Origin of the sequence: Alkalilimnicola ehrlichii (genome assembly GCF_003399765.1) — a bacterium.
Lineage (GTDB): Bacteria > Pseudomonadota > Gammaproteobacteria > Nitrococcales > AK92 > AK92.
This window is the reverse complement of record NZ_NFZV01000006.1, coordinates 133,978-159,548: the sequence shown is the minus strand read 5'-3', so window position 1 is coordinate 159,548 and position 25,571 is coordinate 133,978. Positions and strand designations below refer to the sequence as shown.

24 protein-coding genes and 5 pseudogenes are annotated in these 25,571 nt (G+C 53.6%); 12 read left to right on the top strand and 17 right to left on the bottom strand.

Annotated features, from left to right (window positions below; translation table 11 throughout):
- Positions 1-4: 4 nt before the first annotated feature.
- The 6 genes from accB to cutA all read right to left on the bottom strand — a co-directional run bounded on the left by accB (position 5) and on the right by cutA (position 3,848).
- Positions 5-472, bottom strand: coding sequence for an acetyl-CoA carboxylase biotin carboxyl carrier protein (accB, locus tag CAI21_RS08035; RefSeq protein WP_116301811.1), 468 nt, complete (start codon positions 470-472; stop codon positions 5-7).
- A gap of 10 nt (positions 473-482) precedes the next feature.
- Positions 483-926: a type II 3-dehydroquinate dehydratase gene (gene aroQ, locus CAI21_RS08030; protein ID WP_116301810.1), complete on the bottom strand. Its 444-nt coding sequence runs from the start codon at positions 924-926 to the stop codon at positions 483-485.
- A gap of 203 nt (positions 927-1,129) precedes the next feature.
- Positions 1,130-1,492, bottom strand: coding sequence for a TlpA family protein disulfide reductase (locus CAI21_RS08025; protein ID WP_258868056.1), 363 nt, complete (start codon positions 1,490-1,492; stop codon positions 1,130-1,132).
- Between the two features lie 166 nt (positions 1,493-1,658).
- Positions 1,659-1,955, bottom strand: coding sequence for a thioredoxin family protein (locus tag CAI21_RS23115; RefSeq protein WP_181919317.1), 297 nt, complete (start codon positions 1,953-1,955; stop codon positions 1,659-1,661).
- A 50-nt stretch (positions 1,956-2,005) separates the two neighbouring features.
- On the bottom strand, positions 2,006-3,514 hold the full coding sequence (gene dsbD, locus CAI21_RS08015) for a protein-disulfide reductase DsbD (RefSeq protein ID WP_116301808.1): 1,509 nt from the start codon (positions 3,512-3,514) through the stop codon (positions 2,006-2,008).
- A complete protein-coding gene (gene cutA, locus CAI21_RS08010) occupies positions 3,507-3,848 on the bottom strand; it encodes a divalent-cation tolerance protein CutA (RefSeq protein WP_116301807.1) in 342 nt (113 codons plus the stop codon). Before cutA ends, dsbD begins: the two co-directional genes overlap by 8 nt.
- Positions 3,849-4,172: 324 nt before the next feature.
- Between cutA and groES the strand changes: the two genes are divergently transcribed.
- The gene (gene groES / locus CAI21_RS08005) at positions 4,173-4,463 is read left to right on the top strand and encodes a co-chaperone GroES (protein WP_116301806.1); all 291 of its coding nucleotides are present in this window, start codon (positions 4,173-4,175) and stop codon (positions 4,461-4,463) included.
- Between the two features lie 56 nt (positions 4,464-4,519).
- Positions 4,520-6,165: pseudogene (gene groL, locus CAI21_RS08000) on the top strand (chaperonin GroEL).
- 69 nt (positions 6,166-6,234) lie between these two features.
- On the opposite strand, the gene CAI21_RS07995 reads toward groL, so the two are convergent.
- Positions 6,235-7,578: a M48 family metalloprotease gene (locus tag CAI21_RS07995; RefSeq protein WP_258868047.1), complete on the bottom strand. Its 1,344-nt coding sequence runs from the start codon at positions 7,576-7,578 to the stop codon at positions 6,235-6,237.
- 168 nt (positions 7,579-7,746) lie between these two features.
- Here CAI21_RS07995 and glnE point away from each other — a divergent pair.
- From glnE to CAI21_RS07980, 5 genes and pseudogenes are all read left to right on the top strand, one after another.
- A pseudogene (gene glnE, locus CAI21_RS24735) lies at positions 7,747-9,140 on the top strand (bifunctional [glutamate--ammonia ligase]-adenylyl-L-tyrosine phosphorylase/[glutamate--ammonia-ligase] adenylyltransferase); the annotation flags it as partial.
- Positions 9,117-10,258 (top strand): annotated as a pseudogene (locus CAI21_RS24730) (bifunctional [glutamate--ammonia ligase]-adenylyl-L-tyrosine phosphorylase/[glutamate--ammonia-ligase] adenylyltransferase); the annotation flags it as partial. The pseudogenes glnE and CAI21_RS24730, both read left to right, overlap by 24 nt.
- Before the next feature lie 123 nt (positions 10,259-10,381).
- Positions 10,382-10,741 carry a [protein-PII] uridylyltransferase family protein gene (locus tag CAI21_RS25865; RefSeq protein ID WP_404840864.1) on the top strand — a complete coding sequence of 120 codons (360 nt, stop codon included), beginning with the start codon at positions 10,382-10,384 and terminating at the stop codon, positions 10,739-10,741.
- Positions 10,742-10,832: 91 nt separating this feature from the next.
- Positions 10,833-11,753 (top strand): branched-chain amino acid transaminase, encoded by a 921-nt coding sequence (locus CAI21_RS07985; protein ID WP_116301804.1) that lies wholly within the window; start codon positions 10,833-10,835, stop codon positions 11,751-11,753.
- A gap of 18 nt (positions 11,754-11,771) precedes the next feature.
- Positions 11,772-12,035, top strand: a complete 264-nt coding sequence (locus CAI21_RS07980; RefSeq protein ID WP_116301803.1) for a zinc-finger domain-containing protein — start codon at positions 11,772-11,774, stop codon at positions 12,033-12,035.
- Between the two features lie 205 nt (positions 12,036-12,240).
- On the opposite strand, the gene CAI21_RS07975 is transcribed toward CAI21_RS07980, so the two are convergent.
- The 9 genes from CAI21_RS07975 to CAI21_RS07935 form a co-directional block, all read right to left on the bottom strand.
- Complete coding sequence (locus CAI21_RS07975) at positions 12,241-13,137, bottom strand: sulfotransferase family protein (RefSeq protein ID WP_116301802.1); 897 nt, start codon at positions 13,135-13,137, stop codon at positions 12,241-12,243.
- Between the two features lie 17 nt (positions 13,138-13,154).
- Positions 13,155-14,303: a glycosyltransferase gene (locus CAI21_RS07970; protein ID WP_258868910.1), complete on the bottom strand. Its 1,149-nt coding sequence runs from the start codon at positions 14,301-14,303 to the stop codon at positions 13,155-13,157.
- Positions 14,304-14,371: 68 nt separating this feature from the next.
- Positions 14,372-15,217 carry a sulfotransferase gene (locus CAI21_RS07965; protein WP_116301800.1) on the bottom strand — a complete coding sequence of 282 codons (846 nt, stop codon included), beginning with the start codon at positions 15,215-15,217 and terminating at the stop codon, positions 14,372-14,374.
- Positions 15,218-15,285: 68 nt separating this feature from the next.
- The gene (locus CAI21_RS07960; protein WP_116301799.1) at positions 15,286-16,512 is read right to left on the bottom strand and encodes an O-antigen ligase family protein; all 1,227 of its coding nucleotides are present in this window, start codon (positions 16,510-16,512) and stop codon (positions 15,286-15,288) included.
- A gap of 3 nt (positions 16,513-16,515) precedes the next feature.
- Positions 16,516-17,190, bottom strand: coding sequence for a sulfotransferase family 2 domain-containing protein (locus tag CAI21_RS07955; protein ID WP_181919316.1), 675 nt, complete (start codon positions 17,188-17,190; stop codon positions 16,516-16,518).
- 189 nt (positions 17,191-17,379) lie between these two features.
- Positions 17,380-18,465 carry a glycosyltransferase gene (locus CAI21_RS07950; RefSeq protein WP_404840863.1) on the bottom strand — a complete coding sequence of 362 codons (1,086 nt, stop codon included), beginning with the start codon at positions 18,463-18,465 and terminating at the stop codon, positions 17,380-17,382.
- A gap of 76 nt (positions 18,466-18,541) precedes the next feature.
- On the bottom strand, positions 18,542-19,198 hold the full coding sequence (locus CAI21_RS07945) for a sulfotransferase family 2 domain-containing protein (RefSeq protein ID WP_116301796.1): 657 nt from the start codon (positions 19,196-19,198) through the stop codon (positions 18,542-18,544).
- Between the two features lie 28 nt (positions 19,199-19,226).
- Positions 19,227-20,348, bottom strand: coding sequence for a glycosyltransferase (locus CAI21_RS07940; RefSeq protein WP_116301795.1), 1,122 nt, complete (start codon positions 20,346-20,348; stop codon positions 19,227-19,229).
- Between the two features lie 23 nt (positions 20,349-20,371).
- Entirely contained in the window at positions 20,372-20,902 is a 531-nt protein-coding gene (locus CAI21_RS07935; RefSeq protein ID WP_181919315.1) for a 3-deoxy-D-manno-octulosonic acid kinase, read from the bottom strand.
- 182 nt (positions 20,903-21,084) lie between these two features.
- Here CAI21_RS07935 and CAI21_RS07930 point away from each other — a divergent pair, with 182 nt between their 5' ends.
- The 4 genes and pseudogenes from CAI21_RS07930 (at position 21,085) to CAI21_RS07915 (ending at position 24,200) form a co-directional block, all read left to right on the top strand.
- A complete protein-coding gene (locus CAI21_RS07930) occupies positions 21,085-22,179 on the top strand; it encodes a glycosyltransferase family 9 protein (RefSeq protein ID WP_116301793.1) in 1,095 nt (364 codons plus the stop codon).
- A 1-nt stretch (position 22,180) separates the two neighbouring features.
- Positions 22,181-22,746 (top strand): annotated as a pseudogene (locus CAI21_RS07925) (3-deoxy-D-manno-octulosonic acid transferase); the annotation flags it as partial.
- Complete coding sequence (locus tag CAI21_RS07920; RefSeq protein WP_404840862.1) at positions 22,741-23,442, top strand: 3-deoxy-D-manno-octulosonic acid transferase; 702 nt, start codon at positions 22,741-22,743, stop codon at positions 23,440-23,442. The pseudogene CAI21_RS07925 and the gene CAI21_RS07920, both read left to right, overlap by 6 nt.
- 131 nt (positions 23,443-23,573) lie before the next feature.
- On the top strand, positions 23,574-24,200 hold the full coding sequence (locus CAI21_RS07915) for a protein kinase domain-containing protein (protein WP_116301790.1): 627 nt from the start codon (positions 23,574-23,576) through the stop codon (positions 24,198-24,200).
- Between the two features lie 21 nt (positions 24,201-24,221).
- On the opposite strand, the gene CAI21_RS07910 is transcribed toward CAI21_RS07915, so the two are convergent.
- A complete protein-coding gene (locus CAI21_RS07910; protein WP_116301789.1) occupies positions 24,222-24,947 on the bottom strand; it encodes a sulfotransferase family 2 domain-containing protein in 726 nt (241 codons plus the stop codon).
- Positions 24,948-25,124: 177 nt separating this feature from the next.
- Here CAI21_RS07910 and CAI21_RS07905 point away from each other — a divergent pair.
- A pseudogene (locus CAI21_RS07905) lies at positions 25,125-25,483 on the top strand (DUF5362 family protein).
- Positions 25,484-25,571 lie beyond the last annotated feature (88 nt).

Here is a 25,571-nt window from a genome sequence, read left to right as displayed (position 1 = left end):
TGCCTTAGTCGATGATAAACAGCGGTTGGTCGAATTCGACCGGCTGACCGTTCTCCACCAGGATGGCCTTCACTTCCCCATCCTTGTCTGCTTCGATCTGGTTGAGCATTTTCATCGCTTCAATGATGCAAAGCGTATCGCCGACTTTGACCCGTTGCCCCTCTTCGACGAAGGCTTTCGCTCCCGGCGAGGGCGAGCGATAGAACGTGCCTACCATCGGCGAGCGAACCGGGTGACCTTCTGGGACGGCGGGGCCGCTATCGCTGCTTGCTGCCGCCGGAGCGCTTTCCGCCACGGGTGCCGGCGCTTGCGAAGGAGCCGGGCCGGTTACGTAAGTATGCTGTATCGGCGGGGCGATGCTACTGCCGCCGCGGCTAATGCGTACCGACTCTTCGCCTTCTTTGATCTCGATTTCGTTAACCCCGGACTCTTCCAGGAGCTCGATAAGACGTTTGATTTTGCGGATATCCATGAAGCCTTCCTTAGGTTGCCGTCAGGCGCCTTAAGGCAGCCTGTAGTGCGAGTTCGTAACTTTGCGGGCCGAGCCCGCTTATGACGCCCACGGCGACGTCCGACAGGTAAGACCGCTGTCGGAACTCCTCGCGGGCATGCGTATTCGAGAGGTGAACTTCGATGAACGGAATCCGCACACCCAATAATGCATCGCGCAAAGCGATGCTTGTATGAGTAAATGCGGCCGGATTGATGATGATGAAATCAACGCCTTCCGTACCGGCGGCATGAATCCGTTCAATCAGGGCATGTTCGGCGTTGCTTTGAAAGCTGTCGAACCTGACACCCGCCTCCCTGCACTTGGCTGCTAGCCGTGCATCGATGTCCGCAAGCGTGTCGCTGCCGTAGATTTCCGGTTCCCGGCTTCCCAATAAATTGAGATTAGGGCCGTTAAGAACCAGTATCGTTGGCATTTTTCCCCCTCGTATTGCGTAATTCTACCCGTTAATGGGTATGATCGAGGTCGATTCTGAACCATTAAAGCGTTGTTGTCTAGATCCCGGCTGTTTCTCAGGGGATCGCAGCAGATCATGGCTAAGTTTAGGGCGGGTGGGATAGGTGGGGTCGCTGAGCCGAGAAATGAGCTGCCCGCCGGATGGCGGGCAGCAATAGTAATTTATAATAATTTAAGCACAGCGTTTTCCATTGTTTCGTGATCTACTTCATATGGAAACACATCGGTAATTGTACCGTCGCGATCAATGACAACTGTGTAGGGTAATGTGCCGCTCATATTGCCGTAGGCTTCGCTAATTTCCATTGCTGCCTGAACGCCGTACAACATAGGATAGTTCACGCCGAGTTCCTCGGCGAACTCTTGCGCGGCCTCGCGTCGATCGATCGCAACGCCCACAAACTGCACGCCTTGCTCGCCGTATTTGTCTTGTAGCGCGACGAAATGCGGAATCTCGCGAACGCATGGCGGGCACCAGCTGGCCCAGAAGTTTAGGACTACGATGTCGCCGTCCCATTGGGCGATCGATTGTAGTTCGCCGTCGAAATCCGGCAGCTCGAATTCGGGGCGGAGATCGGCGGCGGTGCGTTCGCTGTAGTGTGTGTAGCCGAGAAAGCCGCCGACGCCGGCGCCGCGCCGAGAATGGCTGCGAGTACTATAAAAACCAGCGTTCTAATCGATTGTGCCGTCATTAAATCGCCTCTGCGAATAGCGCCTGTCGTGCATGGGGGGTAAAGCTTGCCGGAGGCATGAAGCCTGAGATGCGGAAGCCTTTCCGTTCGCTGCCATCGGCGCCATAGAAAATTACCGCCGGTGGCAGAAAGACGTTTAGGTGGGAGAGCAGAGCTCTGTCGTCGTCGTCCATGGCGGTGACATCGGCTTTGAGCAGTACAGCATCGGCTAGAGTGCGCTGTACTTCGGGGTCGGTGAATGTGCGCTGCTCAAGTTGTACGCAATACACGCACCAGTCAGCGTAAACGTCCAACATCACCGGTCGCCCGCTTTGCTGCGCAGCGCTTATTGCACGCCCTAAATCGTTCACGGTTTTAACCGGCTGAAAGCGTAGCTCCTGCTGCGCGCCTGCCGGCGCAAAGCCGACCCCGTGTAGCGCTGCCAGAAATCGCGATTGCCCGCGGCTGCTCCAATTAGGACCAAACTGCCCCACAGGAAGAGCAGTAGGCCGCCGAATTTCCGCAACCGTTGGGTGCCGTCGGCTTCGGCCGTCAACGAGTCGAAAGCGCCAAGATAAACCGCGCAGCCGAGTAGGAGAGCGCCCCAGAGCGCTAAACCGACTGATCCTGGAAGTATGCGTTCTATCATCCACAGGGCGACGGCGAGAAAGCCGACCCCGAAGATTTTCTTGACGGTGACCATCCATGGGCCGGAGCGGGGGAGCCATTTGCCGGCCGCCGTGCCGATAATTAATAAAGGGATGCCCATCCCGTTGGCCATGACGTAGAGCGCCAGCCCGCCGAGCCAAGCATCTCCGGTATTACTGATAAAGACCAACGCCGCAATTAAGGCCGGGCCGGAACAGGCGCCGACGATCAGGGCCGAGAGCATGCCCATGATGGCTACGCCTATCAGGTTGCCGCCGCGCTGCTTGTTGGACAATTGGTTGAGTCGGGTCTGCCAGCTCGCGGGAAGCTGGAGGTCGTAGAGCCCGAACATAGACAGTGCGAGCAGCACGAATACGGCGGCAAAGCTGCCCAAAATCCAGGGGCTTTGCATATCGGCTTGAATGGCCTGGCCGGACAGGCCCGCCAGGGCGCCGGCTATCGCGTAGGTGACGGCCGTTGCTTGTACGTAAACGAAAGACAATAAGAAGGCGCGTTTGCTTGATTTCTCGCCTCGATCGCCGGCTATAAGCCCCGACAGGATCGGGATCATAGGATAGAGGCAGGCGGTGAAGGCTAGTAATAGGCCGGCAACGAAAAACGCCCCCAGGATAAGGGCGAGATTGCCGCCTTCCAGCAAGCCGGCGAGTCGGTCTGTGTCATTTGGGGGCGGTATCGCGCCAGCGTCCGTCGGCGCCGGGTTCACGGTCGGTGTTGGCGCTTCAGGGGGAGCCGAGCCGAACGGGTAGTCAATGGATAGCGGCGGGTAGCATAGCCCGGCCTGTGCGCAGCCTTGATAATAGGCTGTCAATGTGAAATCGCCGCTTACCGGCTCGCTTAGTGTCAGCCGGGCTTCCGCGGTGCCGAACAGGACTTTCTGTTCGCCGAAGTAGGGGTCGTCCTTGAGTTCGCCGGGTGAGAGTTCGATCTCTACGATTTCGGCGTCGGTGCCTTTTAGGCTGAAGTCGAGCTTGTCCCGGTAAAGGTAATAGCCGTCTTTGGTGTCCCAGCGGGCAACGATCGTTTGCGCTCCGGCGCGCTCGGCGCTAAACGGAAACGCCTGTTCGGCGGGTAAGGGTTCGTTGCTATTCCCGCCGCTAAAGAAGCCGAAGATGCCGCCCGAGTTGGCCTGCGCTGGTGCGCTGACGAACGCGATGGCGAGCGCTAGCAAAAGCCCGGGCAGCCAGGCCCGCTGAAGAAAATTAATCATGAGCTTGCCGGTGTTTGCTCGTTTGAATGCTTATCCAGGTCAGATAGTCGTTGAGCCCCTTAACTAAAGGGACCGCGACGATCTCCGGAAGTTCATAAGGATGTAGTCGTTGGATAGTCTCTTCCACTTTGCGGTAGGCCTGTTTCGTCGTCTTCGCTAGCAGTTGTAGTTCCTCGCCGTGCTCGACTTGGCCTTGCCATTCGTAGACGGACACGATGCCGGGGATAATGTTAACGCAAGCGGCATGGCCGTATTCCACCAACGTGTTGGCAATTTCCTCGGCCGTCGCGCGATCGGGGCATGTGCAGAGTACGATTAAATGCTCGGAATCCATGGAACCCTCCTCTAAGCGCGTAGGTGGATGCGATTGGCCCTGGTTGCGCAGTTAAACCCTCCCTGCGCCTCGCCAATACTGTGTCGGTAATGTTTCGGCTCGGCGACAGGGGCGAAAAGACTAGTGATCGCCCGGGGCGGTTGAATTGTACCACTTGCGGCCACACCGAACTCACTCGGCTTCCGGATTGTCTTGCGCTTGATGCTTGACTCTGTCAACGTCATGACTATCATTAGCACTCACATGGGGCGAGTGCTAACAACAACCTTGTTGGCGAGACCCACAACAACCACTGCAACCTAATTCGTAGGGAGAACAGGTCTGATGAACATTCGTCCATTGCATGATCGCGTGATCATCAAGCGCATGGAAGAAGAGCGTACGACTCCCGGCGGTATCGTAATCCCCGATACCGCTACCGAAAAGCCGATCCGGGGTGAAGTGAAGGCTGTCGGTAACGGCAAGCTCCTGGACAACGGCGAGGTTCGGGCCCTGGATCTCAAAGTGGGCGACAAGGTGCTGTTCGGCAAATATGCCGGCACCGAAGTCAAGGTTGACGGTGAAGAACTCCTCGTTATGCGCGAGGACGACATCATGGCCGTCATCGAAGGTTAAGGCCTCGACCTGTCGTCAAGCTCAACGGATCCAAAACAGTTTGAGAGGAAAGAATAATGGCTGCTAAAGACGTACGTTTTAGCGATGACGCCCGGAGCCGCATGATTGCCGGCGTTAACACGCTCGCCAATGCCGTTAAAGTGACCCTTGGCCCGCGCGGCCGCAATGTGGTGCTGGAGAAGAGCTTCGGTTCCCCGACCGTGACTAAAGACGGCGTTTCCGTTGCTAAGGAAATCGAACTGTCCGATAAGTTCGAGAACATGGGCGCGCAGATGCTGAAGGAAGTCGCTTCCCAGACTTCCGATACCGCCGGCGACGGCACCACCACCGCAACCGTACTGGCGCAAGCGATCCTGCGCGAAGGCATGAAGGCCGTGGCTGCGGGTATGAACCCGATGGACCTCAAGCGCGGTATCGACAAAGCGGTTATTGCCTGCACCAACGCGCTGCGCGACTTGTCCAAGCCCTGCGATAACGACAAGGCAATCGCTCAGGTCGGCACCATCTCCGCTAACTCCGACAGCTCGGTTGGCGAAATCATCGCCGAAGCGATGAAGAAAGTCGGTAAAGAAGGCGTTATCACGGTTGAAGAAGGCTCGGGTCTGGAGAACGAGCTGGACGTAGTCGAAGGTATGCAGTTCGATCGCGGCTATCTCTCCCCGTACTTCATCAACAACCAGCAGAGCATGAGTGCCGAGCTGGAAGACCCGTACATCCTGCTGTTCGACAAAAAGATCTCCAACATTCGCGAGCTGCTGCCGCTGTTGGAAGCCGTTGCCAAGTCCAACCGTCCGCTGCTGATCGTGGCCGAGGACGTGGAAGGCGAAGCGCTGGCTACCTTGGTTGTTAACAGCATTCGCGGCATCGTGAAGGTTGCTGCCGTTAAGGCACCGGGCTTTGGCGACCGTCGCAAGGCTATGCTGCAGGACATCGCGGTCCTGACCGGCGGCACCGTTATTGCCGAGGAAGTGGGTCTGTCCTTGGAAAAAGCTACCCTGGACGATCTTGGTCAGGCCAAGAAAGTGCAGGTTACCAAGGAAAACACCACCATCGTCGATGGTTCCGGTCGCAAGGAAGACATCATGGGTCGGGTCGACCAGATCCGTGCGCAGATCGAAGAAGCGACCTCCGACTACGATAAAGAGAAACTGCAGGAACGGGTTGCCAAGCTGCCGGCGGTGTGGCTCTGATCAAAGTCGGTGCGGCCACCGAAATCGAGATGAAAGAGAAGAAAGCTCGCGTCGAAGACGCGCTGCATGCTACTCGCGCTGCCGTAGAAGAAGGCATCGTTCCGGGTGGTGGCACCGCGCTGCTGCGTTCGCAAGGTGCGCTCGATGGCCTCAAAGGCGACAACCACGATCAGGATATGGGTATCGCCCTGATTCGTCGCGCAATCGAAGAGCCGCTGCGCCAGATCGTCGCTAACGCGGGTGGCGAGCCCTCGGTGGTTGTTAATGCCGTGCGCGACGGCAAGGGCAACTACGGCTATAACGCGCAGACCGGCGAGTACGGCGACATGGTCGAAATGGGTATCCTGGACCCGACCAAAGTCACCCGCTCCGCTCTGCAGAACGCTGCTTCCGTCTCTGCGCTGATGATCACCACCGAGGCGATGGTGGCTGAGCAGCCGAAGGACGAGAAGGAAGGCATGCCGGATATGGGCGGCATGGGCGGTATGGGTGGCATGGGCGGTATGATGTAATCGCCGGCTAGCCGTATCGAACAAAAACCCCGCTTCGGCGGGGTTTTTTATGTCATTTTGACTGTGCTCTTAGCTTTCCCAGGCCTGTAGCCGTTGGGCAGCGTAGCGAGCCTGCTCGGTGTCGCCGGCGAGTTGTACGTAGCGTCGATAATGCTCGCTCGCTGCGCGGCGGTTTTGCATGTTCTCGTTGGCGACGCCCTTGAGAAACAGGGTGTTCGGATTGCCGGGCAGGTTTCGTTCGTAAGCCTCGAAGTCTGCTAACGCTGCCTCCGGCCGGTTCAGCGCTAAATGATTAACACCGCTTAAATGCAGAGCTTTTGCCTCGCCTGGATAGGCGGCTTTTGCCTCGGCAAGATACTTGTCGGCTTCTCTGTGCTTGCCTTGAGCGGTTTGGCATTGTGCCATCAACAGTAGGCCGCAATAGTCATCAGGAACCTGCTTTAACGCTTGGGCGAACTTGGTTTCGGCATCGCTATAGCGTTCGCGTGCCATGTCCGCTTCGCCGGCTTGCAAAGTTTTGATGGTGGGACGGATGCGCCGTAAGTTGGCGGTGTTGTCCATATAGCGCTCCCGCCCTTGGGTGCGGTCGTAGGACGGATGGTTGCGCGCCTGCCGCTTTGCCGTATTGAAACGCTCGCTGCTCATGGGGTGAGTCGAGAACATCAATTCCAACGCGTTTGGGTCGCGGCTCGATAGGTTTTGCAGCATGGCCATTAGGTCGACCATACCCTCCGGATCGTGGCCGGCTTCGACCATATAATCTAAGCCTAGCGCGTCGGCTTCACGCTCGTTCGAACGGCTGTAGCTAGCAAGTAAGGCACCGGCGCTCAATGCGCCGACGGCGTAAATGGCGCCGCTGTAGCCGGATAGCCGATCGGATTGGCCGGCGGCAATGGTCACGCCGCCGATGGCAATGGCGGTTAAGAGTTGCTGCGTCTGTCGGCGCGCCGTATGGCGGGCCGTTACATGCCCGGTTTCATGGCCGAGCAGAGCGGCAAGCTCCGCTTCGTCGTCCATGTCGACCAAAATGCCCCGCGTGCAGGCCATGGTGCCGCCGGGAAAGGTATAGGCATTCACATAGTTCGCGTTGACCGCTTGATAGGAATACGGCATGTGGGGTCGGTGGGAGACCGCCGCGATGCTTTGGCCGACCTCGGTCAAATAGGCGTTAAGCCGCGCGTCCTGAACAACTCCGTAGTCATTGGAGAACTGGTGGGGAGCGTGTTCGCGGTCGATTGCGACCTCTTCCTCCTCGGACATCAGCATCAGTCGCGGTTGTCCGGTGACAGGGTCCGTCGCGCAGCCAACCAGAGAGCCGCTAGCTGCAAGGCCGGCGGAACTCATGCCGGCTAACCAGAGAAAGTCGCGGCGTGTCATTCGCCGTTGCCAAATTCGATCCTTGGGACGGTGCACGATCGTATCCTCGTTATGGCATATGGCCCTTAGCCTTTTAGGATTAGGAAATCTGGAGCAACGCCTTAACCCTTCGTTAATCGGGTGAGAGGGGCGCTGCCAATGGCGATTTACTCCAGCAAGCGTTCGCGCTCGCTGTGGAGTGAGGCGATCGCTCTGTTTCCTTAGATGGTTTTACCAAAACAAGTTCAGCTTGTAACGGCTTTAGCTCGTTTTTCAAGTGCTTCAGGTTGTACCCGCTCCCGTAGCCTCTTAATCTGTTTCCTCCTAACTCAGGGGATTGTTATGCACGAATTCGACGCCGCCCTTACACGCCTTCCGGAACCGTTGCGCGAACAGACTCGGGGATGGTTGGGTCAGTATCTGGATAACAATGAGTTTCCTGCTTTGCCGGCAGTGCTGAACAGCGTGGTGCGCGTGTGGGCGTGCAGCGAGTTCATTGCGCGCAGTTGTTTGCGCGATAAGGGGGTGTTGACTGACCTGGCGGACAGCGGCGATCTAGCCGCCGCCTATACCCAGAGCGGTATGCGGGAGCGCTTACGGTTGCGTTTGGACGGCGTTGTCGACGCCGACGATCTTGGTGCACGCTTGCGGCGTTTTCGGCGGCGCGAAATGGTGCGTATCGGGTGGCGAGACATTGCCGGCTGGGCAGAGTTGAACGAAACCCTGCGGGATTTATCCGAGTTGGCCGAAGTTTGCATTGACGAGGCGCTGCGCTGTCTTTACCAATGGCAGTGCGATTTATGGGGCACGCCGCGCGATGCCGAGGGTGGCGCTCAGCACATGGCCGTGATCGGCATGGGCAAGCTGGGCGGTTGCGAGCTGAATTATTCTTCCGACATCGACTTAATCTTCGCCTACCCGGAGATCGGCGAGACTGACGGCGCCCGCAGCCGTAGCACCGATGAGTTTTTCACCGCACTTGGCCGTAAATTAATTAATGCTTTGGATGCGCATACGGCGGAAGGGCAAGTGTTTCGTGTCGATATGCGTTTGCGGCCGTATGGCGATAGCGGCCCCTTGGTGATGAGCTTCGATGCGTTCGAGAATTATTACCAAAATCAAGGGCGTGAGTGGGAGCGCTACGCAATGATCAAAGCCCGCATAGTCGGCGGCGACTATGACCGAGGGCGCGAGCTATTAGCACGCTTGCGCCCTTTCGTCTTTCGCCGTTACCTCGATTACGGGGCGCTTGACTCACTACGCGAGTTAAAAACGATGATCATGCGGGAAGTCAGCCGCCGTGGCATGGAGAACAACATCAAGCTTGGGCGTGGCGGGATCCGCGAGATCGAATTTATCGGACAGGCCTTTCAGTTAATTCGGGGCGGGCGCGATACCCGTTTACAGGAGCGACAAATTTTGCCGGTCCTGGCGCATCTACGCGAAGAGGGGCAGCTGCCCGATTACGCCGCGGATGAGTTGACCGAGGCTTATGTCTTTTTACGGCATGCGAGAACCGGCTGCAAGCCGCCCATGACCGTCAGACACACTCCCTGCCTGAAGAACAGGTGGAGCAGGAGCGCCTTGCACTGGCCATGAACTATCCGTGTTGGGATAGCTTTAGAGAAGGTCTGGAAGTCCATCGGCACCGTGTGCAGGGGCATTTCGATCAGGTGTTTGTGGCACCGCAAGCAGAGGCTGGCGATAGCGAGCCAGCGGAAGACGAGTTGGCGGCGGTTTGGGTGTCCGAACTGAGCGCTCCGGAGGCGGAAGAGCTCCTGACGGAGGCAGGCTTTAACGATACGGCCGGTGTTTATCGACGGATCGCCGCCTTGCGCGACGGTGTCAGCACTCGCAGCTTGAGCGCGACCGGCCGCCGCCGTTTGGACCGCTTGATGCCGTTACTCATCGCGGCAGCTGCCGGAACCGACGACCCTGACGAAACAATCAACCGCCTGTTGCTAGTGATTGACGCTATCGGCCGGCGGACCGCTTATCTTTCCCTCCTGGTCGAGCACCCAATGGCGTTGTCGCAGCTGGTGCGCTTGTGTGGCAGCAGTCCGTGGATTGCCCGCTATTTAGCAAAACACCCTTTGTTGCTCGATGAGCTATTGGACCCGCGTACCTTGTATGCCCCGTTGCGGCGCGAAGAGCTGGTGGCCGATGCGGAATCCCGGCTGGAGGGGCTTAGCGACGAAGACCTTGAACAGCAGATGGAAGTCTTGCGCCAGTTTAAGCAGACCAACTATCTGCGTGTCGCGGCGGCCGATATCAGTGGCGCCGTGCCGCTGATGGTGGTTAGCGATTACTTAACCGAAATCGCGGAAGTGACGCTGGAGGCGGTGCTTATTACCGCTTATCGCCAGATTACGGCGCGTTACGGCAAGCCCTGGTGCATTGAGAATGGCATCGGTCGCGAGCCCGGCTTTGCCGTTGTTGCCTACGGCAAGCTCGGCGGGATCGAACTCGGCTATGGGTCCGATCTTGACCTGGTGTTTTGCATGATAGCGCCGGCGAAGAGCAGGCGACTGACGGCGAGCGGCCGGTCGATAATCAAGTGTTCTTTGCTCGCCTGGCACAGCGCGTCATCCATATTCTCAACACGCCGACACCCGGCGGCGTGCTCTATGAAGTCGATACGCGCTTACGGCCCAGCGGTAAATCCGGTTTGTTAACGACATCGGTCGATGCGTTCGCCGATTATCAGCGTAACCAAGCTTGGACGTGGGAGCATCAGGCATTAACCCGAGCCCGTGTGGTGGCAGGGGACGTGAAGCTAAGAGATGCGTTTGATCGCGTGCGGCGGGAAATACTGACCCGAAGCCGGGACGAAGAGGCGCTTCGAGAAGACGTCCGACACATGCGAGAACGCATGCGAGAGCAATTGGGAGCCAAAAAATCCGATCAGTTTGACGTCAAGCAGGATAGAGGCGGTATCGCTGATATAGAATTTATGGTGCAATATGGCGTCCTGGCGAAGGCCGGACGTCATTCCGGTCTGCTCCAGTATACCGACAACATTCGTCTACTGGACGAATTGAGCCAGACCGGCTGGTTGAGTGCCGAAGAGGCCGAGTTGTTGGCGGATGCCTACCGAGCTTATCGCAGCTACGTGCATAAACTCACGTTGCAGGAGCAACGGGCGATGGCGGATACTTCCGCTTTTGCCGAGCTGCGGCAATCGGTCGCGGCTTTATGGCAGCGCCTGATGGAAGCCTAGCGGTAAGCGGTCTTTGCGAAACGACACGGCTACCGTGATTGTACGGTCGGTGCAGTAGAAATAGCGTCAATTTGATCGAGGAGAGCCCTCCATGAGTATGGCTGATCGCGACGGCGTCATTTGGATTGACGGCAAGTTCGTGCCCTGGCGCGAGGCCCAGGTTCATGTGCTCACGCACACATTGCATTATGGTATGGGCGTATTCGAGGGCATCCGCGCGTATCCGACCGCTAATGGACTGGCCGTGTTCCGTCTGCGTGAACACTCCAAGCGTTTGCTCGGGTCTGCAAAGATCCTCGATATGGACGCTCCCTACACCGCAGAGGAAATCGACCAAGCCATTCTCGATACCATCCGCGAGAATAAGTTGGAAAGCGCTTATATTCGGCCGATGTTCTTCTACGGCTCCGAAGGCATGGGTTTGCACGCGGATAACCTCAATGTGCACACCATGATTGCTGCGTGGCACTGGGGCGCTTATTTGGGCGCCGAGAGCATCGAACGCGGTATTCGGGTGAAAACCTCGTCGTTCGTACGGCACCACATTAACATCACCATGTGTCGCGCCAAAGCCAACGGCAATTACATGAATTCCATGATGGCTCTGAAAGAAGTCACCAAAGCCGGCTACGACGAAGCGTTACTGCTTGACGTGGACGGATTCGTCGCAGAGGGGTCGGGCGAGAACTTCTTTATGGTCCGGAATGGCGTATTGTACACGCCGGAGCTGACCTCCGCGCTGGAGGGCATTACCCGCGATACCGTAATTGAGCTGGCGCGGGAGATCGGTCTGGAAGTCCGGGAGAAACGCATCACGCGTGACGAAGTCTATGTCTGTGACGAGGCCTTCTTTACCGGCACTGCCGCAGAAGTTACGCCGATTCGCGAACTGGACGATCGCGCGATCGGCAGCGGTACCCGTGGCCCGATTACCGAGCGCTTGCAAAAGATGTACTTCGATCAAGTCGAAGGCCGTCGTGAAACGCATCCCGAATGGCTGACCTACGTCTAACCGTTAGAGGAAAGAGCCGTGCCCGATCCACAAACTCACGATCGTAACGACCTTATCCAGCCCAACGCCGAGAACCGCTATGAGGTAACGGCGGCCGACCTGCCGCTGTCCTGCCCCATGCCGGGTATGTACCAGTGGAATTCGCACCCTAAGGTGTACCTACCTATCCACGAAACGGGCGAAGAAAAATGCCCGTATTGTGGTGCGGTCTATGTGCTTAAAGACGCCAAGCCGGGCGATCTGGAAGTTGCCCGCCGTGGGCGGCGGCAGTCGGTGCGGTAAGGAAGAGATAATGACTTTTGCTATCTGTCACGTGATATCTAGCGTATGAAATATCATGAAGATACTCTGTCTTGAGCCGGAGGAAGGCCGTTCCTACCCGCACTGATATGGGTTCTACGTACGTAGAAGCTAAAATGGTGCCTCCCATCGCTGAGTTTCGTTTATGTATTTTGGCGATGGGAGGTGTGCGGTGCTTTTGTCTACCTCAGGTTTTCTCCGCAGCGCATACTGCGCGCCGTAGTTTTTCATAGGAATGGTAGTCGAGTGCCTTGGATATTCTTCGTTGCTCCCTTTTCGAGAACAATTCAGTAAACTGCGACGGAGCGATTTTTATGTCTCGGGTCACACCATCTTTCCACTGCTCATTGCTAGTTCGTATACCGGAAGTTTTTTCGTTGACACTCAACATAGCTGGTTCATATTCCACGCCGATCCAATGGCACAAGTTTTGTAATGCCTGCTTTGGTTCAGTGGCAAACTCCTCATAGAAAACCGCAATATCAGTTTGCATGCCTACTCGCTTGAGTGCGACCTGTACTGCGCGGTTCCATAATTTAACGGCGTAGCGCGGATTGCTCTGGTGGCCAAACTCGTCGGAAAATTTTCTAGCACGAGACTGTATCGACGCGACTACGGCTTTACCATCGCGGACTACATGGATGAAGGAAGAGCTCGGTATATATTTTTCTATTTGCTCAATATAGCGATAGTGTTTCGGGGTCTTCTCCAACCAAATCCGTTTTTCAGTTGTACTCGTTGCTTGTTCAAGCGTCTCTATAAAAGCCGCAACACATTCTTTAGTAGCAACAAAATGACGGTCCGTGCCGATATGCTGCGGGGTTCCGCCAGCGACGGTGCCAAGCTTTTCTAATGCGCGAGTTGCAGATCTACGACGTACCCACCCATGCGTTGCAACCCATCGCCACATAGCATTCCCCATCAAACGACCGAAAAAATCTGTTTCAGGGAGTGAGTAGATCAACGAGTGATTAGCTAAACGATGCTGAATCAGCGACGTGCCAGACCGAGAGCAGCCTAGCAGAAATAATCTCTGTCGCTGGTTATGCTCGTTTCTTACTTTAACTTTGCTAGCGATGTGCATGCCTTACTCGTCCTACCTCATGTGTCGATGGAGTAACGCGCTATAAGCAACGCGTTTGCTTCCATGGAATAGTCCTTTGCCGCCGATCGTAGCTCATCCGGGCTTGGCGGGCTGTCCAGAGTTTGGCCGATTGCATCGGCGAGTGCTTCGGCATCGTCAACGGGAACGAGAGGTGCTATTTTACCATCCTGCAGTATTTCGCTAGGACCGCTGCGGCAGTTTGTGGAGACTACTGGCGTGCCGAGCGCTAGTGCTTCTGTCAGTACGTTTGGAGATCCTTCCCAGCGTGAGGAAAGTACAAATACTCGTGCGTGGCGCATATACGGGTATGGGTTACTGGTAAAGCCGGGTAATGCGAAATCGTTGTCGATACCTAGCGCGCGTGCCTGCTCACTTAGCCTTCGTCTCTGATGGCCTTCTCCCAGAATCATAAGGCGGCACTCGCGCTTACTCTTCACAATGCCAAACGCTTGTATTAAAGTGTCAAAGCCCTTCTGCTGCCTTAGTCCGCCTGCCCCCAGTATGACGGGAGGTTGACCGTCAGCAAACCATGGATGAGGTTCAGGCTCGTCCGCGAGTTTATAAAACTCCGGAACTAAGACGGGATTCCTGACAAGCTCAAGAGCCCTCACAGGCAAATTAGTCGCCCTCGCTATATCCTGTCGCACACCTTCAGAGTTCGCGACGATCAGGTCGGCCTGTCCGTAAATCTTCCGGAGCTGCCTAAGCTTTCGCCACTTCTTCCACCACACGCGTCCCGCTAGCCGTTCTGTCACAGCCGTACCCGGCCGAAGTAATACCCGCGGCCAACCTCCAAGTAAGCGTTTTGTCTCCATTGCTACTCGCGCGTCATCGAGCTTAGCTGCAAGCAACCAATCTACCGGCGCACTCTGTAGAATATCCCGCAAACGATGTACCTGAGCTAGACGGCTAACTTTCGGGAAATGAATGGTTTTAACGTTTTTCGGCAACATATTGAGATGCGGGCCATCAAGCCTTCCTGTGAGGAATACAACCTCGACCTCCCGCGCCGCAAGTCCCCTCGCCATATTAACGAGCATCCGCTCGACGCCACCATCTCCATAACTTGGTATAAAAATAGCGAGCCGCATTTCGCCCCTTCTGTAAAATTGATTTTGCAGTAAAGCCAGTTCTCTGTCTGGCACGTCGCAAGGTAGTGACTTTGCTATACTAGGTATTTACGGAATGGTGTTCTATCCCGCTTCTTGATTGCTTACGTGTAAAAGTTATATCGCTTGAGGTGCGGATAAAGCTGTATCCTGTCTTCAATTTCTTGAGTCAGGATAGAAGGCCACTTGACTTTTTTTCGGCTAAGCCGGGCTTGTGGAAAGACTTTTTTAGCGCAGGCGTCTAGATACTCTTGCGTCACAGATACGCCGAGAGCTGAGATTAACCTACGCAACTCTGTTTGGGGGGACCCGATAAAGTCTTCATGGTAGCTGTTAATGACTTCGGCCGTACTCTGCTCTTGAATAGTTCCTGTAGCCCAGTTGACAAACCGGAAATAGCGTTCCGCCGCAACTTCTAATGAGACCCGACCTTTTCGAGCGATAGTAGAAATGTTGTCAAAAGGGTTGCGGATATGATGAATCACAGTAACGGGTAAGGCGACTCGTTTCTTAAGAACGCCAAGTAGCGCAGGATTCTCGCCAAGTAGTTTAGTAGAGGCGCGACCTCTTTTGTCACCTATCACTCGTAATCGGGTCCATTTTCCTTGGCTCTGTCCCTCAACGGTATAGCTATAACCACTCCATTCTCGGCCGAGCGCACCGAACTCTTGATCTCGTCTTATGAGTAGGCCAAATATCTGCTCCCTTGAAAAGCCATACCGTATATAGCGCAAGGCATTAAGTTCATGCGCTATGACAACTTCCGGGTGGGCATTCAGCAAGGAGCCGACTAAACTGTGGCCGCTTCTTGGGTACCCTACGAACATACAATACCGCTCAATATCATAAAAATATTTTCGGTACCTTAATGCTTCTTTCCATCCCAACAACCATGATCTAGGTATTTCAATCGCCTGCTTCTCTCTAACCCGGAATGCTCGTCTTTCCATCTCTCAATCCTGATCAGGTTCTGGTCGTGATGAATTTCTCCCCAAAAATTGGAAGGAAATTAAGTAGCCTATAAGCAGAATAAAGAACGTTCTTCCTGGGGTTTGGCCAACACGAAGCTCAAAAACATAACTAGTAGCGATAGTGCTAGAGTGGCGGAAAGTAATGCTGGAGTGAAATCTTCATAATTGGTTTTTTCTTTTTTCATAAAAGTGACTATCGTTTTACCGTATACCAAGATAAAAAGAATAAACCCTGGCAACCCGAGCCCGACAGCAATCTCTATGTATAAGTTATGAAAGTGTGGGTGGTTCTTAAGATTGCTTCCGTCCTGTTCAGCTACGAGGTGCTTGCCCCCTAGCCCCCAGCCTCTCAGAGGCCTATCAGCAATGGCTTTTATCCCTTCTTGCCACATCATGATTCGAGCGCCTGAAGAAGGATCGGCGGCGTTGATATCCTTTACATCAAACTCTGAAACACCCTTAGCAATTTTCCATGTGCTGTCTAAACGGTTTTCGAGAGAGCTACTGCTCGCATAGAGAATTGGGACTAATGCTGTCATCAGGAACACAGTTACTAAAGCGTAGCGCTTTGTGTGCCTGGGGTGGTGCTTATTGAGCCGAATAAAGAGAAGCGCTATATAACTCACTAGAACGATCGTTGCCGCAAGCCATGCGCCGCGAGTTCCGGAACCCAACAGTACAGTAAAAAAGAATAAAGTAGCAGTTAGCCCGATAATGAGTGCGAGCGTGCTTAGCCTTTTGCTGCCGAAGAGAATAACTTGGGTGATGCCGATAAAGCAGCCGACAAAGCCAACGGCGCTAAGGTAACCTACCTCGTTGGTAGGGGTGCCCCATGTGCCTCGATGTACCGCACTCCCGTTTAATAACGCAGATAAGTCGATACCTGCGAAAAGTCCAATGGCTAAACCTGCGAGGAGTGTCATCAATAAGTATGGGACATGCCGGCGGTGGTATGCTATCCACCACCCAATAAACAAACTAAGAATACCCGTTACCCGTGCGATGTGACTCCAGTGAGGATTGCTGCTCTCTGCAAGAGAAGGGTGATAATAAACTGAGATCAAAGAATGAGTAATGGTATACAGGGTTAATGCCAATGTTAGCCAAAAAAGGCTATTTCTCCTGAAATCGTACCACATCGATGGCCACGCCAAAACTGCAGAAAATACTATAGTAAATAATGCAATATTTACAGCTGCCGTTGAAAGAACAACCGTCAAGCTGAGTAAGTATAGAGAGAACAAAGATAAGCTAGATGCGATCCCTTTTGTCATGGTCTAAGCCTCGATATTATACGGCGAGCTATCGAGGTTGATTCCGGCCAATGAGTCGACCTTCTTGTAGCCTAAATTGTCGAAATCAGCGTCGTAAATCGTGTTTACGAGGTTGAGGCTGGAGTGACAGTACAAGTCCAGTAGCCTATCGTTAGCTCCTGTGCGGTGTTCTGCTCGGAGGATGAGATCCGGCTTTCGCTTGTTATTAATGGCCATTAAGACTGATTCTAGATCTTCGTTGATATTTTCCACTCGACCCAAAAAAGATAGGGTCTTCGTGCCGCAGGGTATGAACGTTGTCTGAGGGTACCAGTGGGCGTTATCATATAGTCCTCCTGCTGTCAAATATTGGAAAAAGGTCAAAAAACTAACTGGCTCTTCGCCGGGCAGTTTTAAGCGCTGCCTTATTAAATTTTGTGTTTTGGTGTTTCTCTTCACCTTGTCCAGGTAGGCAGATGCAGTTCTTGTATAAGGGTTTCTGACGAAAGAGAATAGGAAGAATCGACTGGCTAGGTGCTTTATCTCATCGGCTGTTAATGAGCGGCCACGCGCAAAATATCTTTTGGCAGTTCTCTTGTCTACGGAATTGCGGTTTGATTTCGGGTATAGGGTGGCGCATATGGTAGAGTTGGCGGCCTTTGGAATTCGAAAATATATAAAGCCTTGTTGTCTATCCACTGCAATTCGTTTGTCAACTTCATGTGCGACATTTGCTGAGGGAGATGGATACCGCCGGTGAAACGGAGTGCGCATAGTCAGGAAGGTTCTTATTGTATGCATTTGTTAATACCGAAATAGAATTGGCGATCAGGTTTGTGCTCGATTGCTTGCGGGCAGAAGAACCGCTGGCCTAGGGGAGGTGAACGCTTACTCCAGGCCTAACACCCGAAGATAGTGTTCGGCGCTATGTTCGGCGCTATAGCGGCTTGCTGCGGTATATAAAATTTCCGGATCAATAGGTTTGTCTAGAGCCGTGGTGAGACTTGTGGCTATACCCCCGACATCTGCTACGGGTGCCAGAAAGCCGGCTCGGCCATTTTGAAGAACTTCTCGTGGTCCACTCGGGCTGTCGGTCGAGACAACCTGAACGCCGAGTGCAAGGGCTTCCGCGAGGACTATTCCCATGCCCTCATGCTTAGACGTTAGCGCTAGCACATTGGCCTTCTTGATGAAGGGGTAGGGATTCGCCACAAAACCAGTAAACGCTACATCGTCGTTTACGCGTAGCTCAACTGCCAAACTCTTTAAGTAGGCGTGTTCTTCACCATCGCCCACGAGCAATAATCGGCAAGGGCGTTGCTGTCTAAGGAGAGCAAAGGATCGCATTAAGGTGGCAAAATCCTTGCGTGGTGATTGATCTCCGACGCCAATAATTACAGGGATCGTTTTATCGTCGTTATCCCAGGGCCAATGTATTGATTCCTGCGCCCGTTGAAAAAAGTCCGCCGTCAGAACAGGATTATGAATCACATGAATATTGTCTGGAGAAAGGGAGAAGTGCTCCACGAGGTCATGTTTAACGCCATGAGACGGGACAATAATGGCCTTCGCCCGCTTGTAAAAACGGCGTAAAGAGAAAGTCTGCATTCGTTGTTCCCATCGGCTTTTACGCGCAAGGTTTATAGACATCGTGGTGCCAAAACGGACCACGTGATGGGTGTTAACCTTAGCCAGACGACAGGCCCATAGGGCAGTTCGGTTGACTCGTTCTTTATCCGAAAGTAATGCGTTGGGGCGATGTTTGCGCAAGTACTTTATTAAAGGAATAAGGCTCGTGCCGGAGTGACGAGATCCAAGTTCAACAAGTCGTGCGCCATCGGGTAATTGGTCAAAGTGTGGCCCGTGCCCTTCCACTTTGAGTATATCTGTCAGAACGCCTCGTTTCGTAAATTCGGGCACAAGATTGCGAAGTATCCTATCGACGCCGCTGTGGCCAGATGTGGCTGCAAAGATTGCAAGTTTAGGAGATGCTTTTTCATGGGCCGGCTGAAGTAGGTCCAGTTGATGCGTCGGAAAAACCGCCGATGCTTTAGAAGGAATAGTTCAAGAGTTCGATGTCGCGCTGATAGTGTTCAGCCACCATGGCTGCCGTTGCTTCGGTGTAGTAATCACGGTATACCGAACGGTCCTTAGCTTTGCGCTCATGTGGCAGCGTCGGTGTTGGAATCCCTATCCGATCGCAGATGGTAGCGAAATCATCTTGCAGCCGCTCATAACGGCCAATGAAGTCAACAATGATATTGCCGTTTAGGTCGGCGAGATATTCCCACTGGCGTTCCGCCGAAATGTCGAGCATATAGTTGTAATCACGTTCTGGATCGAATTTCAGGCGCAGAAATTCTTCGAAGCTCTTAACTCCCTCGAGCACTTCCGGTTTTTCACGGCGGATGTGGTGATAGGAGCTAACCTGAAGATCCCAGGGGTTACGGACTATCGCGAACTTGAACATCTCGTTGAAGATTGGCGCAGGTAGCATTTCCTTCGCCGCAATTGCCTTAGCGTGCCGTGGAAACTTGACGCCAAGCTTGTGTCGTGGCCGCGTCATCTGGCTAAACATGCTAGTCAGGAACAAGGGGACGGCATAGCGTGGCGCGCCACGATATTTGCGGAGCGCTGCGCGAACGCTTGTCCCGCCCGTCTTTGCGATATGAATGAACAAGAAATTATGTGAGTAAGAGACCAGCATCTTTGAAATACTTCCAGGGAAAAGGTAGTTAGCCTGGCAGGCGCGACGGTAGTAGCAGGTTTAGGTACGCGTCGCTACTAGCCTTCATTGTATAGTCTGAAACCGCTGTAGGTAGAATGGATCGATCTATCGGATTCGAAAGACAGTCCTGTATGGCGGTTGCTAACGCTTGAGGGTCATTAATTGGAACCAGCGGGCCGAAGTGGCCGTTTTGAAGAATCTCTCTTGGCCCGCTAGGGCAATCGGTTGCCACGCAGGGGGTTCCAAGTGCTAAGGCTTCTTTTAGAACATTAGGGGAGCCTTCGAAGCGAGAGGCTAGTACGAATAAATCTGCGCGCGCCATGTACGCATAGGGATTCTTCGAGAATCCACCTAAACGAACCGAGTCCGTTAGGTTGAGGTCGTTGATCTGCTTTTCCAGCTGTGGGCGCGCCGGACCTTCGCCAAGAATAAGTAGCCGACAAGGCTTTGTGCTCCGCACTAATGCAAATGCTTCTAACAGTGTGTCGAAGCCTTTTTGCCTTGTTAGTCTTCCGACCGCGAGCAGTTTGTGGTGGTTAGCATTATTGAACCAGTTGTCTTCTACTGATTCTTTTGCGAGCGCGAGCATTTCAGGAGTAATGGTCGGGTTCGGGAGTACATGTACTCGTTCGCTGGGTAAGTGGGCAACTGTTTTTATGTCTTCCGCAACTCCTTGGGAGACGGCTATGATCGCTTCCGCCCTGGGGTATAGCTTACGGATAGGCCAGTAGCGCAATATTTTTTGCAGCCGACTTTTACCGACCATGGAGCCTGAAAGATCCATACCGAGTCGGATCGCTACGGGTGTATCGGTTCTCGCAATACGCTTTGCCAAGAGAGCTACCCGGCCCGCCCGGTCCTTGGCGGCTAACAATGCAGTCGGTCGTTCTTTCCTAAAGTAGCGAATGATACTGGGCAAGCTGGCCAACGATGTGGCAGCGTTAAGACGAATAACCCGCGCACCTGGTGGTATAGCGTCAACATGTGAGCCCTTAGCTTTAATTAATAGCATGTCGACCGCCACTCCCGCCTCGAGGAATCCCCTGGCAAGACTGCAGATCATTTTTTCAACTCCTCCATCGCCGGAGAAGGAAATGAGGATCGCAATCTTTGGGCGAGCAGTATCCATGATGGGCAGCCTATCGTTGGAGCTCAGGAGCGCTTTCCGCTGTTATAACCGGCGAGGAAAGCGTCTATATCGTTAGAGGAAAAATTCAGATACGAGAAGCTTGCAATCTTACGTAGTGACCTTTGTAGCCGTTTAACGTTTTTCCAGCGCCAAGCAGACGGAGACGAACGAAGGCGCCCGCGGTCCCAGTCAATGAGGTAAATTCGGTTGTAGTCATCGACGAGTATGTTGCGTGCGTTCAGATCTGCATGATATGCGCCAGCCAAATGAAATTTGCCGATTGTAGTCCCGATGCGCTGCCAGATCTCCGGTGCTAGGGGAGCCTGTATTAGGCGATCGGCGAGTGTTTCAGTGTTCGGTAACTCCAAGGTGATGATATTGGCGCGATAGGTCATGCCGAAACGGCGGATGTTAACAGCTGCCGGTTGAGGTACTGGAAAGCCTTCAGAGTGCAATTGGTTCAAGAGCGCCCATTCTTGCATGGGACGCGACTTGTTAATCCCTACCCAGAAGTAGCTGTCTCGAATGAGGCGCCCAATAGTGCCCCCCGCCAATAATGGCGTAATACAAAGCGTTTACCTGCGTAGCGGAAAACATGTGCGCTCCGTCGGCCGCTGGTTGCCCGAATCAGTAATTCGCGTTCTCTGAGCTCAACGGGGTCGAACAACCACTCACCGGCCTGCGGTAAAAGAGCGGAGTCGTATACAATGTAGTTTCGACCTTGTTGGATTGTCTTATGAGTCTGCATCGCAAATTATCGTTGGCGACGCTTCCAAAACGTCTCTGTATCCTACGTTTGTCCGCTATTGGGGACACTTGCCACGTTGTTCCGTTGGTTCGAACTCTGCAGGCACATTGGCCTGAGACGGCCATTACCTGGGTCATCGGCCGTGTTGAGGCGTCACTACTTAGTGATATACCAGGAGTAGAGTTTATCACTTTCGACAAGCGGAACGGATGGAAAGGGTACACAGAACTACGATCCAGACTTGCGGGCCGTCGCTTTGATGTTTTGCTTAACCTGCAAGCAGCGCTGCGCGCTAGTGTTCTCTCTCGCCTTATCTCGGCAGACATTCGTTTGGGCTACGATAAATCGCGTGCCAAGGATTTTCAGTGGTTGTTTACCAATGCTCGCATTGTATCAAACCCACGGGTCCATCAGCAGGAGACAATGTTTGCTTTCTTGGAAGCGTTAGGTTTACACGAGCGGGTGCTGAGTTGGAATATCCCCATACCGTCCGACGCCGAAGCCTTCGTGCGTGAGCGAATTGGCGGAGGGAGGGTGTTAGTGATCAGCCCCTGCAGCAGTGAAAGACGAAACAACTTCCGTAACTGGCCTGCCGAGTCTTATGCAACCATAGCCGACGAAGCTGCACGTCGTTATGGCATGCAGACGGTTTTGACTGGTGGGGGGAGCGAACTTGAGCAGTGGTACGGGGAAGAAATAAGCCGCTTGATGACCGCCAAGCCATTAAATTTGATTGGGGGCACTTCTTTAAAGCAGCTGCTTGCCGTGTTGCAGCGTGCTGACGTGTTGATCTCGCCTGATTCAGGGCCTGCTCATATGGCTAATACAGTCGGCACCCCCGTTATTGGCTTGTACGCGAGTTCGAACCCGTTCCGAACAGGGCCTTACCTAAGCTTGAAATGGACTGTTAATCGGTATCCTGATGCAGTGAGAGAGGCGTTCGGAAAAACGGTAGAGGAGATTGCATGGGGGAAGAGAGTGAGAGATCCGTCAGTTATGGAGCGCATAAAGGTTAACGACGTAATGCAAAACTTGGATGCGTTAGCAGAAGCCGGTTTTCCCAGATTACTGATTGGAAGGTGAAGTGCGTTTTATTTACAGTCTGCTAGCTTATATTAGCTTGCCGATAGTGCTGGCGTGGCTAGCTTACCGTGGATTGCGTGAGCCAGCTTACAGAACAGGGTGGGGCCAGCGTCTGGCGCTTGATTTCAGAACGGTACCTTCCGGTTGTATATGGTTGCATGCCGCCTCAGTTGGTGAGGTTCAGGCGGCGATTCCTCTAATTCATGCGTTACGGGAAGAGTATCCGGATAAACCTTTACATGTCACCACGATCACACCCACCGGTCGTGAAAGGTTAGGCCAACTATGTGGTGAGGAGGTTTCTCACAGCTACTTGCCGTTGGATGTTCCTGGTGCCGTGCGCCGCTTCCTAAACCGGATGCGGCCGGAGGTCGGGGTCATTTTGGAAGTCGAGTTATGGCCGAATCTTCTCTATCAGTTGCGTAGGCGACGGGTTCCTCTTTTTTGGTCAATGGACGCTTATCTGAACGTTCGCTGAAGCGTTATCAGCGCGTCCTCGGCTTTGCAAAGACGATGTTGGAGGCATTCACAGCGATTGCCGCGCAATCAGAGGGCGACGCGATGCGTTTGCGTCAGCTTGGAGGGGGCAAGGTGCGGGTCGATGCCGTTGGGAATCTAAAACACGACCAGCCCTATCCCGATGAGCAAGTTTTAGCAGGCCGTGCGCTTAGGCGCGTTATGGGAAATAGGCCCATTTGGATTGCTGCCAGTACGCGCGAAGGTGAGGAGGAGCCTATTTTTGAGGCTTTTGATCGGGTTCGAGAGCGGTTCCCGAATCTGCTTCTGCTCCTTGTTCCTCGTCATCCTGAGCGCTTTAATCAAGTCGCGAAATTATGCGCTGACCGCGGCTACCGCCTAGTGCGTCGAACTGAGGCTGTGTCAGAAGTTGCTGCCGACGTTGATGTTTTTCTTGGAGACACCTTAGGTGAGCTTTCCACTTTCTATGCTGCGGCAGATCTCGCTTTCATAGGCGGAAGCTTAGCGCCTTTAGGGGGGCATAATGCACTGGAAGCAGCGGTGTTGTCAGTTCCGGTAGTGATTGGGCCAAACTATTTTAATGCTACGGAAGTAACAGAGGCACTGATCGCGGCCAACGCTGCTTATTGCGTAGATAACGCGGAGAGTCTGGCGGAACGTGTCAACGCACTGCTCGATGACGCGTCCTTACGCGAGAAGATGGGTGCGAGCGGACGTGCCTTTGTGAAGGAGGGTAGGGGTGCCTTAGGTAGGGTTCTAGAACTGATTCGTTCCTCATTACGATGATGCTTTAGAACGACCGCTCAATAGTTATGTTTCGTAGTTCGGGGGGCAGACCGCGAAGCTGTAGGTTTCTGGATTGCTCTACTTCAGTATATTATTGAGGGCTTGCTCGCCCGCTTAGGTATTGATACTCAATGAAAATTTATTGGCACGAGAAAGCCGGGGATGCATTCAAAGAAGTAATCTCTAAAAATGCTGATGATCCGTTCCGCTTGGCTTCTGAGTTCTTTAAAACTCATGCACGATCAACCGTTGCCAAGGCAGAGGTCGCAGGCGAGCCGGTGATTATTAAACGTTTTAACGTTGTTGACTGGTCTTCGAGGCTCAAGAGGGTACTAGGGCCCAGCTTAGCTCTCCGTAGCTGGCGGAATGCAGAACTGATCCTCAATCTCGGCATTAAAACACCGTATCCTTTGGCGCGCATTGAGGCAAAAGAAGGTTGGTTAACACCATGCCCGATTCTTGTGTTTGAGTATGCAGAAGGGATCGCTGCTGATGAGTACTTTGCAGACCCAAGCATTGGTCGTGCTGCGAAAGAGAGGGTAGCTCTTCGCTTGGCCCAAAGTATCTCTTATTTACATTCGGCAGGATACGCTCACCGTGATCTCAAAGGCAAAAATGTACTTATATATAATGAAGAGCCTTGGATCATAGATCTGGACACATTACGCAGGCCTTTACTGAAAGCACAACTTATACGTGGTATACACCGAGATCATGCCATGCTTAAAAATATCTTCGAGGCTTATACGATTCGGTAGCGCCTTTATTAGTACCGGGCGCTAGTCGCCAGCAGGAAGAACAACGTACCTAGTGCTTTCGATTCTCGGCTTAGGTGATGTTGCGCCGTCAAAGCTGTATCCAAATAGCTCGATATCCCGGGCAAAGTGCTGCGCAACTAGCTCTGCAGTGGCATCGCTATAGTAACGACGATAATCGTTCTGCCTGTCTTTGGCTTGGCGTTTATGTGGTAGCGGTTCATCGTTAGCCAAGCCTATGCGCTGGCAGATCCATTGATAGTCCTCATTAAGGCTTTCGTACCGGCCGATGAAATCAACGATTACATTGCCATCAAGATCGACAATGTAATCAGATTGTCGTTCTATCGAGGTGTCGATGTGGTACTGATACGGTCGCTCGGGGTCCAGTTTCCAACGCAAAAAGCCTTCGAAGTCATCATGATAAGGCCCCATCAGCTGCGGCCGTTCACGACGGATATGGTGGAAAGAACTAACTTGAAGGTCCCACGGATTTCTAACAAAGACGAACTTGAATAGCTGTTCGTACACCTCGCGCGGCAGCATTTCTTTGGCGGCAATAGCTTTCGCGTGGCGCGGGAACTTCGCGCCAATGCGGTGACCGCTAAGCTGATCGAGTTTGTCGGCGGCGAACGCTAACATCCCATAGCGCCCGTTGTAGCGGTACCGGCTGAGTGCGGTTCGAACGCTAGTGCCGCCGGTTTTAGCAATATGTACGAAGAGAAATCGGTATCTCAGCGATAATAGCATTACAGCATCCCTGGTTCGTCTTACCCGTCTTAATACCACCCACCGGTAGTCACTCGCAAGCGCTCTCCTGACGGCATTAGACCTGCAATTTTTTACCAACTACTGGTAATGTGGATCTTTCTTGGGGGAGCCTCGACTTTGGGGCTGCGATGTTAAAGACGATTGAACAGGTAGATTATGAATAACACGACAGAACAAACAGTGGCGCGCGATGTCATCGAGCCGATTTACCGGGCGAAGTTTTGGATGCAACTGATTGGGGTCATGATGATCCTTTCGGGCGTGCTGACCGCGATCACTATTGTCGGCTTATTGGTTGCGTGGGTGCCGATCTGGGCGGGGGTTATGTTGATGCAGGCTGCCGGCGCGGTGGATCGGGCCTATAACCGAGACGATGCCCGCGAAGCGATGTTCGCTATGACGCGGTTGAAAACCTATTTCACCATTTTTGGCGTCTTGTTGCTGATTTACCTGGTTTTTTCGCGTTTATGATGCTTTTGGGCATTGGCGGTGGAATGATGGCGGCCGGATTTTAAATGAGCTTCCCGCAGGGCTTCGCTTGCGGAGCGAAGTCCTGCACCATTCCTGACCAACAATACTTGGCGCCTCCTCTTGAGGCGTTTA

Bases quoted from the DNA above. Each gene is read 5' to 3' on its own strand.
- accB (WP_116301811.1), bottom strand. From the start codon at position 472: ATGGATATCCGCAAAATCAAACGTCTTATCGAGCTCCTGGAAGAGTCC.
- aroQ (WP_116301810.1), bottom strand. From the start codon at position 926: ATGCCAACGATACTGGTTCTTAACGGCCCTAATCTCAATTTATTGGGA.
- CAI21_RS23115 (WP_181919317.1), bottom strand. From the start codon at position 1,955: ATGTTGGACGTTTACGCTGACTGGTGCGTGTATTGCGTACAACTTGAG.
- dsbD (WP_116301808.1), bottom strand. From the start codon at position 3,514: ATGATTAATTTTCTTCAGCGGGCCTGGCTGCCCGGGCTTTTGCTAGCG.
- cutA (WP_116301807.1), bottom strand. From the start codon at position 3,848: ATGGATTCCGAGCATTTAATCGTACTCTGCACATGCCCCGATCGCGCG.
- groES (WP_116301806.1), top strand. From the start codon at position 4,173: ATGAACATTCGTCCATTGCATGATCGCGTGATCATCAAGCGCATGGAA.
- CAI21_RS25865 (WP_404840864.1), top strand. From the start codon at position 10,382: ATGCGAGAACGCATGCGAGAGCAATTGGGAGCCAAAAAATCCGATCAG.
- CAI21_RS07985 (WP_116301804.1), top strand. From the start codon at position 10,833: ATGAGTATGGCTGATCGCGACGGCGTCATTTGGATTGACGGCAAGTTC.
- CAI21_RS07975 (WP_116301802.1), bottom strand. From the start codon at position 13,137: ATGCACATCGCTAGCAAAGTTAAAGTAAGAAACGAGCATAACCAGCGA.
- CAI21_RS07965 (WP_116301800.1), bottom strand. From the start codon at position 15,217: ATGGAAAGACGAGCATTCCGGGTTAGAGAGAAGCAGGCGATTGAAATA.
- CAI21_RS07960 (WP_116301799.1), bottom strand. From the start codon at position 16,512: ATGACAAAAGGGATCGCATCTAGCTTATCTTTGTTCTCTCTATACTTA.
- CAI21_RS07945 (WP_116301796.1), bottom strand. From the start codon at position 19,198: ATGCTGGTCTCTTACTCACATAATTTCTTGTTCATTCATATCGCAAAG.
- CAI21_RS07940 (WP_116301795.1), bottom strand. From the start codon at position 20,348: ATGGATACTGCTCGCCCAAAGATTGCGATCCTCATTTCCTTCTCCGGC.
- CAI21_RS07930 (WP_116301793.1), top strand. From the start codon at position 21,085: ATGAGTCTGCATCGCAAATTATCGTTGGCGACGCTTCCAAAACGTCTC.
- CAI21_RS07920 (WP_404840862.1), top strand. From the start codon at position 22,741: ATGCGTTTGCGTCAGCTTGGAGGGGGCAAGGTGCGGGTCGATGCCGTT.
- CAI21_RS07915 (WP_116301790.1), top strand. From the start codon at position 23,574: ATGAAAATTTATTGGCACGAGAAAGCCGGGGATGCATTCAAAGAAGTA.
- CAI21_RS07910 (WP_116301789.1), bottom strand. From the start codon at position 24,947: ATGCTATTATCGCTGAGATACCGATTTCTCTTCGTACATATTGCTAAA.